This is a genomic window from Caulobacter segnis (assembly GCF_003243465.1).
Lineage (GTDB): Bacteria > Pseudomonadota > Alphaproteobacteria > Caulobacterales > Caulobacteraceae > Caulobacter > Caulobacter segnis_A.
Map to the genome: position 1 here is coordinate 26096 of NZ_QFQZ01000045.1, position 12453 is coordinate 38548.

At 70.8% G+C, this 12453-nt stretch carries 14 protein-coding genes; 2 read left to right on the forward strand and 12 right to left on the reverse strand.

Annotation, left to right across the window (positions count from 1 at the left end; translation table 11 throughout):
- Positions 1 to 7: 7 nt before the first annotated feature.
- From DI526_RS14295 to DI526_RS14345, 11 genes are all read right to left on the reverse strand, one after another.
- The gene (locus DI526_RS14295) at positions 8 to 1153 is read right to left on the reverse strand and encodes a TrbI/VirB10 family protein (RefSeq protein WP_304279180.1); all 1146 of its coding nucleotides are present in this window, start codon (positions 1151 to 1153) and stop codon (positions 8 to 10) included.
- Entirely contained in the window at positions 1150 to 1929 is a 780-nt protein-coding gene (trbG, locus tag DI526_RS14300; RefSeq protein WP_304279183.1) for a P-type conjugative transfer protein TrbG, read from the reverse strand. Before trbG ends, DI526_RS14295 begins: the two co-directional genes overlap by 4 nt.
- The gene (gene trbF, locus DI526_RS14305) at positions 1926 to 2612 is read right to left on the reverse strand and encodes a conjugal transfer protein TrbF (RefSeq protein WP_304279186.1); all 687 of its coding nucleotides are present in this window, start codon (positions 2610 to 2612) and stop codon (positions 1926 to 1928) included. Before trbF ends, trbG begins: the two co-directional genes overlap by 4 nt.
- The gene (trbL, locus tag DI526_RS14310) at positions 2609 to 3889 is read right to left on the reverse strand and encodes a P-type conjugative transfer protein TrbL (protein WP_304279191.1); all 1281 of its coding nucleotides are present in this window, start codon (positions 3887 to 3889) and stop codon (positions 2609 to 2611) included. The genes trbF and trbL overlap by 4 nt, the downstream gene beginning before the upstream one ends.
- Positions 3886 to 4113, reverse strand: coding sequence for a putative entry exclusion protein TrbK-alt (trbK-alt, locus tag DI526_RS14315; protein WP_304279193.1), 228 nt, complete (start codon positions 4111 to 4113; stop codon positions 3886 to 3888). Before trbK-alt ends, trbL begins: the two co-directional genes overlap by 4 nt.
- The gene (trbJ, locus tag DI526_RS14320) at positions 4110 to 4823 is read right to left on the reverse strand and encodes a P-type conjugative transfer protein TrbJ (protein ID WP_304279195.1); all 714 of its coding nucleotides are present in this window, start codon (positions 4821 to 4823) and stop codon (positions 4110 to 4112) included. Before trbJ ends, trbK-alt begins: the two co-directional genes overlap by 4 nt.
- On the reverse strand, positions 4820 to 7264 hold the full coding sequence (trbE, locus tag DI526_RS14325) for a conjugal transfer protein TrbE (RefSeq protein WP_304279198.1): 2445 nt from the start codon (positions 7262 to 7264) through the stop codon (positions 4820 to 4822). The genes trbJ and trbE overlap by 4 nt, the downstream gene beginning before the upstream one ends.
- A 3-nt stretch (positions 7265 to 7267) precedes the next feature.
- Positions 7268 to 7528, reverse strand: a complete 261-nt coding sequence (locus DI526_RS14330; protein ID WP_304279201.1) for a VirB3 family type IV secretion system protein — start codon at positions 7526 to 7528, stop codon at positions 7268 to 7270.
- Positions 7528 to 7905 carry a TrbC/VirB2 family protein gene (locus tag DI526_RS14335; RefSeq protein WP_369692029.1) on the reverse strand — a complete coding sequence of 126 codons (378 nt, stop codon included), beginning with the start codon at positions 7903 to 7905 and terminating at the stop codon, positions 7528 to 7530. Before DI526_RS14335 ends, DI526_RS14330 begins: the two co-directional genes overlap by 1 nt.
- 43 nt (positions 7906 to 7948) lie before the next feature.
- Positions 7949 to 8857 carry a P-type conjugative transfer ATPase TrbB gene (gene trbB, locus DI526_RS14340; protein ID WP_304279219.1) on the reverse strand — a complete coding sequence of 303 codons (909 nt, stop codon included), beginning with the start codon at positions 8855 to 8857 and terminating at the stop codon, positions 7949 to 7951.
- 172 nt (positions 8858 to 9029) lie between these two features.
- Positions 9030 to 9401, reverse strand: a complete 372-nt coding sequence (locus DI526_RS14345) for a hypothetical protein (RefSeq protein WP_304279207.1) — start codon at positions 9399 to 9401, stop codon at positions 9030 to 9032.
- Between the two features lie 185 nt (positions 9402 to 9586).
- Here DI526_RS14345 and DI526_RS14350 point away from each other — a divergent pair, with 185 nt between their 5' ends.
- Positions 9587 to 10510 carry a S1/P1 nuclease gene (locus DI526_RS14350; RefSeq protein ID WP_304279210.1) on the forward strand — a complete coding sequence of 308 codons (924 nt, stop codon included), beginning with the start codon at positions 9587 to 9589 and terminating at the stop codon, positions 10508 to 10510.
- A 138-nt stretch (positions 10511 to 10648) separates the two neighbouring features.
- Positions 10649 to 10828 (forward strand): hypothetical protein, encoded by a 180-nt coding sequence (locus tag DI526_RS14355; protein WP_304279212.1) that lies wholly within the window; start codon positions 10649 to 10651, stop codon positions 10826 to 10828.
- Between the two features lie 203 nt (positions 10829 to 11031).
- Here the strand turns inward: DI526_RS14355 and DI526_RS14360 are convergent, their stop codons facing one another.
- Positions 11032 to 12366, reverse strand: a complete 1335-nt coding sequence (locus tag DI526_RS14360; protein WP_304279213.1) for a DUF1254 domain-containing protein — start codon at positions 12364 to 12366, stop codon at positions 11032 to 11034.
- Between the last annotated feature and the right edge of the window lie 87 nt (positions 12367 to 12453).

Here is a 12453-nt window from a genome sequence, read left to right on the forward strand (position 1 = left end):
AAAAAGGTCAGGGACGGTAGGGTTCCAGGACGAGGTCCTTGGTCAGCAGGACGCGCAGCGGCGTCCCGGGACGAAGGGTCAGGGTCGGGGCGCGGTCGAGGCTCTTACCCACGACCTGGCGGCCGACATCGCTCACCGCCTCGGCCCCGCCGCGCCGGATCGCGCGGACAAGATCGGACGCCTCGCGCGACGCGCCGCTCTCGGCCCCGATCGCCAGCACCGTGCTCAAGGCGGCCGCCGCCAGGACCCGGCCGCCGTGGCGATCGACCCCGTCTTGCAGGCCCGCCAGGCCTTGGGCGTCGGCGGCCGGCAACTGGCCCAGCACGATCGAGCGGCCCGACGGCAGGATCAGGCGGCTCCAGCTGACCCGTAGCCGACTCTGGCCAGCTTTGACCTCGGCCTCATAGTCACCGACCAGCCGCGCCCCGGCTGGGATCAAGAGGACGCCGCCGCCCAGGCTGTCGTGGACGTCCTGGGTGACCTGGGCGATGGCCAGACCCGGCGCATCGGAGCGCAGGCCGGTGACCAGGGCGGCCGGGATCACCGCCCCAGCCTGCAGCAGGAACGGCGAGGCCGGATCCTGAAGGCGCTCGAGACTGGTGGTGCGCGGATCGGGCCCGGCCACCCTCGCCGCAGTGGGTGAAACCACGGCGGTCGGGGCCTGGCCGGCGCGTCCGGCCGCGAAGAGACCGCTCTCCACGGCCGCGCGCCGCGCCGCCGCCCGCGCCTCGCGCGCCGCATCGGCCAGGCCCGGGGCGGGCGCGGCCATGCCCGCATCGACCGGCGGCAAGGGCGCGGTCTCCCCCGGCGCCGCCTCCCCTCGCCGAGCCGTCTCCGCCGCCAGCATCGGCCGGCCCAGATCGCCCGGCAGCGGCGGCCCCAGGACCGGAACCCCGGCCGGTCCGGCATAGCCCTTGGGCAGGGCCGTGACCCGCTCGGACGGGGTGGCGACCGGCGGGGCGTCCTCGACCTTCGGCGGGACTCGGCGATGGTCGAGCATCGACCAGCCGACCGCGGCGAACAGGCCCACGGCGACGATGGCGCTGGTGACGACCAGGGCCCGGCGCGAGATCCGGGCCACCGGCGCGGGCGTGCCGCGAAGCCGCAGCGACTTGGCGATGGCCTCCTCGGCCGGGGTGCGCTCGCCGCTCATCGCAAGACCTCCGGCGCGCTGGCCAGACGAATGATCCTCACCCGCCGCGCCTGGCGCTTGATCCCCAAGCGCAGCTCGACCCGGTCGAACAGGCGATCAAGAACGATCCGCCGTCCCTCGACGCGATAGTTGACGAGCTGGCTGCTCTTGCCGTCCTCGCCCACGCGATAGAGCGGCGGCAGGTCGCCCAGCACCACGCCCGGACCAAACTCGACATAGGCGCGCTGGCCGTCGTCGAAGACGGCGACCGGTCGCCAGGCTGGATGGTCGCCCTCGATACGGTAGGCGCGGTTGACGGCGGAGACATCGAGGCTCGGCCGCGCCGGTGGCGCGGAGACCAGCACCGGCGCCGCCGCGTCCGGATAGCTCCACGAGACCCGCGCCTGCCAGGTCCGGCCCGAGGCGCGAAGCTCCAGATGGTAGGTGCGCCGGTCGGTATTGATCAGCAGGTTGGTCGCCAGTCCGACCTGCGTCGGCTTGACCAGCACATGGACGCGCCGCGCCGGGCCAAGACCGCTGGCGGTGTCGCCGATCACCCAGCGGGCGGTGTCCCCCGCCGCGATCGCCCCGGTGGCCGCCAGACTCTCGCCGGGCTCGAGCACGATGTCGGTGATGCGGCCCGGCGTGGCGGTCAGCGGATAGACGGCGTCCTCGGCCCAGGCATAGGCGCTCATCCCGGCCGGCGCGGCCAAACGCGCATCGGGTGCCGGCTCGGCCAGAGCGCTGGAGGATAGGAGCGCGCAGGCCAGGCCCGCGCGCGCGACAAGGCCGGTCATGCGCCAAACTCCCGGGACCAGGCGATGGCGGTGACGAAGACGCCGAGCGGATTGGCGCGCAGGCCCTCGGCGGTGCGCGGCGACTTGATGGTCACGGTCAGGATGGCGGTCCAGCGCTCGGTGGCCAGGAGCTGGCCGGCCTCGAAGCGCTGCTCGGTCCAGGCCAGGCGAAAGCTATCGGGCGAGGCGCGCACCACGCTCGTCACCGCCACGATGGTCTGGGCGCGCCCGACCTGGCTGAACGGATCGGCCCGCCGGGCATGGTCGGACAGGGCGGCCGCCCCTTGCGTCGAGGTGAAGTCGTAGGCCCTAAGCCAGGCCTGCCGCATCAACACCGGGTCGGTCGACACCGTGCGCACGTCGGTGATGAAGCGCGCCAGGGTCCAGGCGATCATCGGATCGGTGGCGCGCGCGCCCTGGACGGCGGGGGCGGAGACCCGCGCCTCGCCCAGCTTGTCGACCTCGACCACCCAGGGGGTGACGCCGCCGCGCAGCGACAGGGTGACAAGGCCCGCCGACAGGCCGGCGCTGAGCGCCAAGATACCCAACGCCATCAGCCGCCAATGGAAGGCCTGGACGCGGGCCGAGCCCAGACGCTCGTCCCAGGCCTGGCCGGCGCGTTGGTGGGGGGTCTCGGGCGCGGGTGTCGCGCCATAGCGGGCAGGTCCCTTGAGCGGGCTCATGATCGATCCTCCGAAAGGCTGGGCGCGGCGCCCGCGCCGTGGTCATCGCCGCTGCCGGCGGCGTGGACGGCCATGGCCGCGCCATGGGTCAAGGCTTGGCGGTGCTCAAGGTCCCGCGCCCAGGCCGGTTGCGCGGACGGATCCTCCGGCTTGGCGGACGCGCCCGGTCCGCTGGCGCCGCCCTCCCCCATGGGGCCGCCGCCCGTCGGCGGCGAGGCTCCGCCGCGCGACGCCCCGGCCCCGCCATCGCTTGGCCCTGGATTGGGCCCTGGATTGGGCGGCGGATTGGGCGGCGGGCCGCCAGACGGGGCGGGTCCAGACGGGGCGGGTCCAGCGGGCGGCGCGCGTCCAGCGCCCGCCGCGGCGGCCGCCCCGGCCCCGGAAAGACCGCCAGCGGCCATCTGGGCGGCCGCCGCGCCGGCCATGGCCATGCCGCCAACCACCAGCCCCGTGCCGACCGCCGCCCCGGCCCCCAGTTGCGGCGCGCCCGACACCAGGCCCGAGGCCACGCCGGGGCCGAAGATCGACAGCCCCAGCAAGGTCAGGGCGGCCAAGGCCATGGCCAGCACCTCTTCCAGGGTCGGCTGCCCCCCGGCCTGCCGGGTGAATTCAGAAAACAGCGACGAGCCGATGCCGACGACGATGGCCAGCACCATGACCTTGACGCCGCTGGCGATGACATTGCCCAGCACCTTCTCGGCCAGGAAGGCGGTGCGGCCAAAGAGCCCGAACGGCACGAGCACGAAGCCGGCCAGGGTGACGAGCTTGAACTCGATCAAAACCACGAAGACCTGCACGGCGATAACGAAAAAGGCGACGATCACGAAGAGCGCCACCAAGAGCAGGATGACGATCTGGACGATGTTCTCGAAGAACCCCGGAAAGCCGCCCAGCTCGGCGGCCGCTTCCAGCAGCGGCTTGCACGAAGACACGCCCAGCGCCGCCAGCTTGCCCGGCCGCAGGAAATCCTCCGCCGAGACCCCCGCCCCCGAGGCCTTCAGACCCAGCCCCGAGAAGCTCTTCAGCACGATGAACGACAGGGCCTGGAAATTGCCGATCAGGAAGGCGAAGAACCCGACATAGAGGGTCTTCTTGATCAGCCGGGCCAGGACATCCTCGTTTGACGCCCAGGCCCAGAACAGCGCCGCCAGGGTGACATCGATCGCCACCAGGGTGGTGGAGAGAAACGCCACCTCGCCGCCCAGCAAGCCAAAGCCGCTGTCGAGGTAGCGGTTGAAGGTGTCGAAGAAGCGCTCGATGACGCCAACGTCGCTCATGACGCGGCCCCGCCGAAGAAGCGCTTGCGGGCCAAGGCCCAAGCCGCCCGGCAGCGCGCGTCCTGGCTTCCGGCCTCCCCGAGACCCTGGCAGCGCGCCAGCTCTGGATCACGCGGCGCAAGTGCCCGCTGCGCGACCGATGAAGGCTGGGACGCCCCGCCCGCCAAGACAGCGGCGCCCAGGAGGATGACGAGGGCTGCCCCCCAAACCAGGGCCTTGGTCACGGCGTGCCGGCGCTCCCCATGAACTTGGAAAAGCGGGCCTTGGCGTCGGCGCGGGCGGCGGCGCGATCGGCGGCTTCCAAGGCCTGGGCTCGTCCTTGGGCGGCGCTGAGCGCCAGAAGGTCGGCCAGTTGCTGGGCTTGCAGCGCCAGGAGTTGATTGCCGGCCTGGGCGGCTTGCAGGCCGCCGACCGCGCCCTGGCTTTGGCCGACCAGGGCCGCCAGCTGATCGCGGCTGGCGTCCATGCCGCCGACGACGCCGGCCTGGACCTTCAGGGCGTCTTGGAAGCCCGCCACCGCCGCGCCCCAGCGCGCGTCGGCCCGCTGCGTCAGGGCCGCATCCGTCACCGACACATCCACGGTTCCGTACTGGGTGCGGAAGGTTTCGCGGATCTTCGAGACGTCATAGGCCAGGCCCTGGGCTTGGCTCAAAAGCGCCCGGGTGCGATCGAGCTGGGCCTGCAGGGCCGCCAGCGACGAGTACGGCAGGCTGGCCAGGCTCCTCCCCTGGCCGATCAGCATCTGGGCCTCGTTCTGCAACGAGGTGATCTGGTTATTGACGGTCTGCAGGGCTCGGGCCGCTTGCAGCACGTTCTCGGCGTAGTTGCTCGGATCAAAGACCGTGAACTGGGCTAGGGCCGCGCCAGGAACGAGCGGCGCGGCCAGCAGGCTCGCGGCCGCGACAGCCGCCAGGCGGCGACGGTTGAGGATCATGACGACGTCTCCGGTGAAGAACTGACCGGTGCGGCCGATCCGCCCGGCAGGAGGTCGGCGGCCCAGGCCAGGTGCTTGACGCGCAGCCAGGCGGCGGCGAAGCCGGCTTGGCCGTGGCGCTGGAGAAGCTCACCGATCAGGGCCTGGTCGGCCTTGGACGAGCCGGCGCAGAAGGCCAGGGCCACGGGCCCAAGACCGAGGTCAAACAGGCGGTCGCCGATCCGGGACTGCAGGTAGTAGTCGCGGGCCGGGGTGGCGCGGGCGAGGATCTCGATCTGGCGGTCGTTAAGCCCGAACCGCGCGTAGCCGGCCGCGCCTTGCGGCTCGAGAGCGCGCGGATTGGGCAGGAAGATCCGGGTCGGGCAGCTTTCGATGATCGTCGCGGCGATGGCGCTCTGGGTAACATCGGCCAGGGACTGGGTGGCGAAGACCACCGAGGCGTTCTTCTTGCGCAGGGTTTTCAGCCACTCGCGCAGCTGGGCGCCGAAGGCCGGGTCGTCGAGCGCCAGCCAGCCCTCGTCGATCAAGATCAGGGTCGGGCGACCATCGAGCCGCCGGCCGATGCGATGGAAAAGATAGGCCAGCACCGCCGGCGCGGCCGCCACGCGGGCCAGGCCCTCGGTCTCGAACACCTGAACCGTCCCCTCCCCCAGCTGCTCGCCCGCGCCATCCAAAAGCCGGCCATGCGGCCCGCCGAGCACGAACGGCGCGAGCGCGGCCTTCAGCGGCGGACTGGCCAAGAGCGCCACCAAGCCCGTCAGGGTGCGCTCGGCCACCGGCGCGCCGGCGAGACTCCCCAGCGCCGCGCATAGGTGCTGGCGCACGGCCGGGGTGAGGACGACGCCCTCGCGAGCCAGGATCGCCGCCAGCCAGTCGGCCGCCCAGGCGCGCTCCTCGGCCGCGTCGATCATCGCCAGCGGCTGCAGGCTGGGCGCGGCGGCGGCCTCGCCCGAGAGGTCATGGACATCGCCGCCCATGGCCAGCGCGACCGCGCGGCTGGAGGCGCCGTGATCGAAGGCGAAGACCTGGGCGTCGCGATAGCGCCGAAACGACAGGGCCAGCATGGCCAAAAGCACGCTCTTGCCCGCGCCGGTGGGCCCCACGACCAGGGCGTGACCGACATCGTCGACATGCAGACTGAGGCGAAACGGCGTCGAGCCGGCCGTGCGGGCGATCAAGAGCGGCGGGCCATCCAGATGAGCGTTGCGCTCGGGTCCGGCCCAGACCGCCGACAAGGGCGCCAGATGAGCGAGGTTCAGGGTCGACAGCGGTGGCTGGCGGACATTGGCGTAGACGTGGCCAGGCAGCGTGCCGAGCCAGGCCTCGACGGCGTTGACGCTCTCGCGGATGACGGTGAGCTCGCGGCCCTGGATGACCTTCTCGACCAAGGCCAGCTTGGCGTCGGCGCGGGCCGGATCGTCATCCCAGACCACGACGCTGGCGGTGACAAAGGCGTAGGCGATCGCGTCGCCGCCCAGGTCCTGCAGGGCCAGGTCCGCTTCGCTGGCCTTGTTGGCCGCGTCGTTGTCGACCAGGGCCGAGGACTCCTGGGTCAGGGCCTCGCGCAGCAGCACCAGCACCGACTTGCGCTTGGAAAACCACTGGCGGCGGATCTTGCTCAAGACCCCCGTGGCCAGGGTCTTGTCGAGGCAGAGCGCCCGGGTCGACCAGCGGTAGGCGAAGGCCAGGCGATTGAGGTCGTCCAGCAAGCCCGGCGTCGTCGCCGGCGGAAAGCCGATGATCGTCAGGACCCGCAGGTGGGCGCGGCCCAACCGCGGCTCAAGACCGCCGGCCAAGGGCTGGCTGGCCAGCAGGCTGTCGAGATAGATCGGGGTTTGCGGGACCGCCACGCGCTGGCGGGTGGTGGTGACCGCGCCATGCAGCAGGCTCAAGGTCGCCGCGTCGTCCAGCCAGCCAAGGCTTGGCATCAGCCCGTCGAGCAAGGCCAGGAAGCGGTCGGTGCGATCGATGAAGGCGGCCAGCTGCGCGCGCCAATCGATCTCGCCGCCGCTTCGCCCTTCGACGAACAGTCGCTCGAGCCTTCCGCGCCGTTCGGCCGGCGGCAGATAGCTGAGGGTCAGGAAGAAGCGGCTCTCGTAGTGCTCGCCGCTTTCCACGAAGTCGGCGCGCCGCTCCTCGTCCACCAGGGCCGAGACCGGGTCGGGAAAGACGCTGGCCGGATAGGCGGCGGACGGATCGCGCCGGGCCTCGACGAAGATCGCCCAGCCCGAGCCCAGGCGTCGCAAGGCCCCGTTCAGCCGGGCGGCGACGGCGGCGACCTCGGTGTCGGTCGCGCTGTCCAAGTCAGGACCCCGAAACCCCGCGCTGCGCTGAAAGCCGCCGTCCTTGTTGAGAACGACGCCGGGGGCGACCAGGGCCACCCACGGCAGATAGTCGGCCAGCAGGGCCGGCCGGCGGCGATATTCGCGAAGGTCGAGCACCGGCTAGACCTCCAGATGGGCCGGCAGACGTACGTGACGGCGGCCGACCTCGACGATCTGGGGGTCATGCCGCGCGGCCCAGACCGCCAGGCCATGGCCGATCAGCCAGACCAGCAGCCCGACGATCCACAGCCGCAGGCCAAGGCCCAGGGCCGCGGCCAGGGTGCCGTTGACCAGGGCGATGGCGCGGGGCGCGCCGGCCAGCAGCATCGGCTCGGTCAGGGCCCGATGGACGGGGGCGGCAAACCCCTGGGCGGCCCCCATCAGACCAGGGCTCCGCCGCCGAACGAGAAGAACGACAGGAAGAAGGAGCTGGCGGCGAAGGCGATCGACAGGCCAAAGACGATCTGGATCAGCTTGCGCGAGCCGCCAGAGGTCTCGCCGAAGGCCAGGGTCAGGCCGGTGATGATGATGATGATCACCGCGATGATCTTGGCCACCGGGCCTTCGACCGAGTCGAGGATGCGCTGCAGCGGCTCTTCCCACGGCATGGACGAGCCGGCCGCCCGCGCGCCGGAGCCGGCCATCGCGCCGGCCAGCCCGCCGACCAAGGCCAAGGATCCCAGGCGGCCAAGATGGCCTAGCCGTTCAAGCATCGAGCCGGCCAAGAGGCGGGCGCGATAGGATGAAGTTTGTCGCATAGACATCTGATTTCTCCGGAAAATGAGGACGGGCTTTGAGGGGTCAGGCGGGGCTCAGCTGGTAGTCGCCGCCGGGGGCAAGGCCCTCCAGGCGGACAAGCTCGACGAGGCGACGCTGGTGGCCGCGCCCGTGCAGCACGGCGATAAGGTCGAGGGTCTGGGCGATCAGCCCGCGGGGCGCTTTGACCACCGCTTCCTGGATCAGCTGCTCCAGACGCATCAGCGCCCCCAGCGCCGAGCCGGCGTGCAGGGTGCTGACCCCGCCCGGATGGCCCGTGCCCCAGGCCTTGACGAGATCGAGGGCTTCTCCCCCGCGCACCTCGCCGATGACGATGCGGTCGGGCCGCAGGCGCAAGGACGCGCGCACGAGGTCGGCGAGGCTGGCCAGCCCCTCGGCGGTGCGCAGGGCCAGCTGGTTGGGGGCGGCGCATTGCAGCTCGGGCAGGTCCTCAATCAGGACCACGCGGTCGCCGCGCTCGGCGATCACCGCCAGGAGGGCGTTGACCAGGGTGGTCTTGCCGCTCGAGGTGGGACCCACGACCAGGATGTTGCGGTGCGCGGCGACGGCGTCCGCCAGCACCCCGGCCTGCGCTGCGTCCATCACCCCGGCGCGGACATAGTCGGCCAGGGTGAAGACGAGGCTGGCCGGCTTGCGGATGGCGAAGGCCGGGGCGGCGACCAGCGGCGGCAAGAGCCCTTCGAAGCGCTCGCCAGAGCCTGGCAGTTCGGCCGAAAGCCGAGGACGGCCGGCGTGGATCTCGGCCCCGACGTGGTGGGCCACCAGCCGCAGGATGCGTTCGGCGTCGCTGGGGGTGATCGTCAGCTCCGCGTCGACCAGCCCGACGTCAAAGCGGTCGAGCCAGACGCGGCCATCGGGATTGAGCATGACCTCGGCGACGCCGGGGTCTTGCAGCCGCGCCAGCAGCAAGGGGCCAAGGGCGGTGCGCAGCATCTGGCGGCTGCGGGCGAGACTGGTCTGGGCGGCTGAAAGGTCCACGAAACATCCCCGTGCTGACGGGGATGACTAAGAGGACCGCAAAAGCGCGCGGCTCAACAGCCAAATCGGCCGATCGCGCCCTGGCGTGGAAAGACAGGCGATCGGCGGTCTCGCCGAACACCGGCGGCTAGGCGGAGAGGACCTGGACCGAGGGCGACGGCGCGCCAGCCCGGCCGCCGCGACGCGCCGGGCCCTGGGCGTGCGACCAGGCGGCCGCCAAGAGCTCGGCCGCGACGCCCTCGTCGAGCCCCGACAGCCGGACCAGGATGATGCCGGCCTTGCGCCGCCGGCCCGGCTCGGGGGCGAGGCCCTCGCTCAGGGCCAGGGCCCAGGCCTGGCGGACTGGCGCGATCTTGACCACCGCCCAGCCCTCGGCGGGCCAGCCCAGGGTCGCGAACGCCTGGCCGCCGGCCCGAAACTGCACGGTCTCGAGGATGGCGCGCTGGTGAACGCCGGGGCCCATGGCCATGGCCAGGGCGGAAAAACGGTCTGGGGCCATGGCCTCCTCGTAGGCGGCGGATCAAAAGCCGAGGCGCCGCGCCAAGGCAAAGTGACCCCTCGCCACGTCAGATCCGGTCGCTGGCGAGACGCCAACGCCCCTACCCCGCTCAACCGATGAGGTCCGGCCTCGAAACCTTCACCGAACGATGGTATTTAAGGCGCGACTTTCCGGGGGGAATGGACATGAAGACGACGATGCTGGCGATCGGCCTTGGCGCGAGCCTGTTGGCCAGCGCCCCAGCCCAGGCCTGGAATGGCCGCGGCCACATGATGGTGGCGGCCGTGGCCTGGGAGGAGATGACGCCGAAGGCGAAGGCCCGGGCCGCGGCGCTGCTGCGCAAGAACCCCAACTATGGCGACTGGGTGAAGGGCGTGCCCGCCGAACTCGCCGACAAGGTGGCGTTCATGAACGCGGCGACCTGGCCCGACGACATCCGTAGCACCCACCAGGACGACGGCTATGATCCAACCGTCCCGCAGGCCGACGACAATGTCGGCTACAGCGATCCCTATGTTCACGCCTATTGGCACTTCACCAATATCGCCTTCTCGATCGACGCCACGCCGGTCCCGCCGGCCCCGGCGGTCAACGCCATCGAACGGATCAAGCTCTTTGGCGCGACCCTGGCGCCCAGCGGCGATGACGACGTCCAATCCTATGATCTCGTCTGGCTGGCCCATCTGGTCGGCGACATGCACCAGCCGCTACACGCGACCTCGCGCTATTCGCAGGCCAAGAAACGCGGCGACAATGGCGGCAACGGCGTCTTCGTCTGCAAGACCGGCCAATGCGGCAAGGGCCAGAAGCTGCATCAATTCTGGGACTATGGGGTCGGAACCAGCCAGGACTACGGCTCGGTGATCGCCGCAGCGGGCAAACTGCCCAAGGCTCCTGCGTCACAGCGCGCGATCAACGATCCGGACGCCTGGCTCAAGGAAAGCTACCAGCTGGCTCGAACCAAGGCGTATGTCGACCCGATCGGGCCGGCCAAGGGGCCCTATGTCCTGACCACCCGCTACCGCGTCGAGGCCGGCCAGACCTGCGAGACCCAGGTCGCCCTGGCCGGGGCCAGGCTCGCCGACCTGCTCAACACCCGCTTCGGCTAGGCCGACACGGACGCGAGCCCGCACGCGGCCGCCCGCTCCTCGCCTGGACGACCAGCCAGCTTGGTTTCAGGCGCGGCGCGGGTGGACTCGCCCGCGATGCGGGTCGATGATCGCCCTAACCAAGCGAGGAGACGCGGTGTGAGCGCCGAGCCTGAATTCGCCCAGATGGCGGCCGATTTCGCGGCGGGCAAAACCGAAGCGATCCTCATGCACATCGACACCGCCAAGCTCCTGACCCGCGAGGAGTGGGAGCTTCTCGAGCGCTCCGGCGCCTCCGTGGTCATGGTCCAAAAGACCCTGCCCGAGGACGCGGACTAGGCGCGTGACAGTCTGGCCAATCCCGGACCAAGGGCGCGCATTCGCCCGCCCCCGCCCCACTTCGCCGGTCGCTCGGAGACCCCCGCCAGCAGTCAACACCGCATCAAGCGGGGTGGACTACTCATAAGATTATAGTGCTTTGGAGACAGCGCGTCGCGCCAGTTGCTCTCCTTGGTTCACCTCCAGAAACGCTACGTTCGCATCTAGGTTCGTGTGAGCGCGGGAACTCTCCAAGACCGCGTCCTAAGTTCGCGGCGCGGCAGATAGGCGCGAAGCGCCAAGCGCATGCGTCCGCTAGGCGCGGGAAGCCAATTCGCCGCCATCGCCCCAACCGGACGCTCGCGCTGGATAAGGATCTCGAACGCTCCGTCAGCATCCTTGATCAGGCCAGGCGTGCGATCTCCGATCGCGTATCGGCCGATCGGATTGTCGGTGAAGAAGTAGCGTCCCTCGGGCGTGACTTCGTACATGGTTAGGGACCAGAAGGCGTCAACCGGCACGCCTCCGGGCGGCACCCGCCAGCGATAGGGCGTTTGGCCCATCAGCGGTTGGCCGGCGGCGTCGAAATTGGCGTGGAAGTACATCGCCTCCTCCTCGCCCAACGCCGCGATGCCGCCCAGCGCCACGGCGGCGCGCAGTTGGTCGTTGGTCCCAAAGTCGCCGATTCCGGGGGGCTGATAGCTCCAGCCGCCGACCGCGTAGTCGCGGAAGCGGAAGGTCTCGCGCAGGACCTCCAACGCGCCGGGGATCGTCGCCCGCCATTGGTCCAGCACCGCCCGCGACGGTAGGCCCGGCGTACCAATACCCTGGGCGGCGAACTGGCGCGCGCGGTGAAACTGGCCGCCCCCGCCGGGCGATCGGGCGATGACCTCGTTGACCAGCGCCAGGAAGCGGACGGGATCGTTCACATCGACGGCGGCCGCCGCGAAGGCGCGCGGCGGCGGACGATCCGTCGGGACGCTCAAGGTCAGCCCGCCTTGGAAAGCCCGTGCGGCGGCCAGGTCAGCCGGGCCATCCACCAAAACGCGCATCAAAGCCCAGACGTCATTGCTGGGGGCGCGGATCAGGCCGACGCCCGCCGGCGCCGCGCCCTTCCAGTTGGGCCCCACGATCCAGAACCGACCGCCCTGCCCCTTGGTCGCCCGCGTGCCGACATAGGCGAACACGTCGGTGAAGGCGCTCATGAAAGCTAGAGAGAAGTAGCGGTCCGTCGAACTAGGCACGGCCAGCTCGACCGGACCGCCCGACAGCTCCAGGAAGATCGACGAATAGATCGTATCGTTGTTGGGCGCGGTCACCTGGTGGGAGTTGTGGTCCATTAGCTGGGACCGGTGCGAGATGACGTTCAGCTTGCCGGGCTGACCGACCGCTCCCGTCCGCTCCTGCTCGATCCGCGCCTGCTCATAGAGCGGAAAGGCGTAGAAGAACGCCCGCTGGAACGGATCCTTGGTCTCCTCGCCCAAGGCGGCCAGGGCCCGTCCCGCCGGCAGCAGGACCGAGGCGGCCAGCGCGGACTTCATCAAGTGACGGCGATGCATCGGCTCTACTCCAACAGGACCTCTGTACTCAGCGGGTGTGGCGGTTGAAGAACCGCCAGATGACCTCGGTCGCGTCGACCTGGTCGT

Coding starts and splice junctions, on each gene's coding strand:
- DI526_RS14350 (WP_304279210.1), top strand. CDS start 9,587: ATGAAGACGACGATGCTGGCGATCGGCCTTGGCGCGAGCCTGTTGGCC.
- trbB (WP_304279219.1), bottom strand. CDS start 8,857: ATGCTGCGCACCGCCCTTGGCCCCTTGCTGCTGGCGCGGCTGCAAGAC.
- trbL (WP_304279191.1), bottom strand. CDS start 3,889: ATGAGCGACGTTGGCGTCATCGAGCGCTTCTTCGACACCTTCAACCGC.
- trbF (WP_304279186.1), bottom strand. CDS start 2,612: ATGAGCCCGCTCAAGGGACCTGCCCGCTATGGCGCGACACCCGCGCCC.
- DI526_RS14360 (WP_304279213.1), bottom strand. CDS start 12,366: ATGCATCGCCGTCACTTGATGAAGTCCGCGCTGGCCGCCTCGGTCCTG.
- trbG (WP_304279183.1), bottom strand. CDS start 1,929: ATGACCGGCCTTGTCGCGCGCGCGGGCCTGGCCTGCGCGCTCCTATCC.
- DI526_RS14295 (WP_304279180.1), bottom strand. CDS start 1,153: ATGAGCGGCGAGCGCACCCCGGCCGAGGAGGCCATCGCCAAGTCGCTG.
- DI526_RS14345 (WP_304279207.1), bottom strand. CDS start 9,401: ATGGCCCCAGACCGTTTTTCCGCCCTGGCCATGGCCATGGGCCCCGGC.
- trbJ (WP_304279195.1), bottom strand. CDS start 4,823: ATGATCCTCAACCGTCGCCGCCTGGCGGCTGTCGCGGCCGCGAGCCTG.
- DI526_RS14335 (WP_369692029.1), bottom strand. CDS start 7,905: ATGCGACAAACTTCATCCTATCGCGCCCGCCTCTTGGCCGGCTCGATG.
- DI526_RS14330 (WP_304279201.1), bottom strand. CDS start 7,528: ATGGGGGCCGCCCAGGGGTTTGCCGCCCCCGTCCATCGGGCCCTGACC.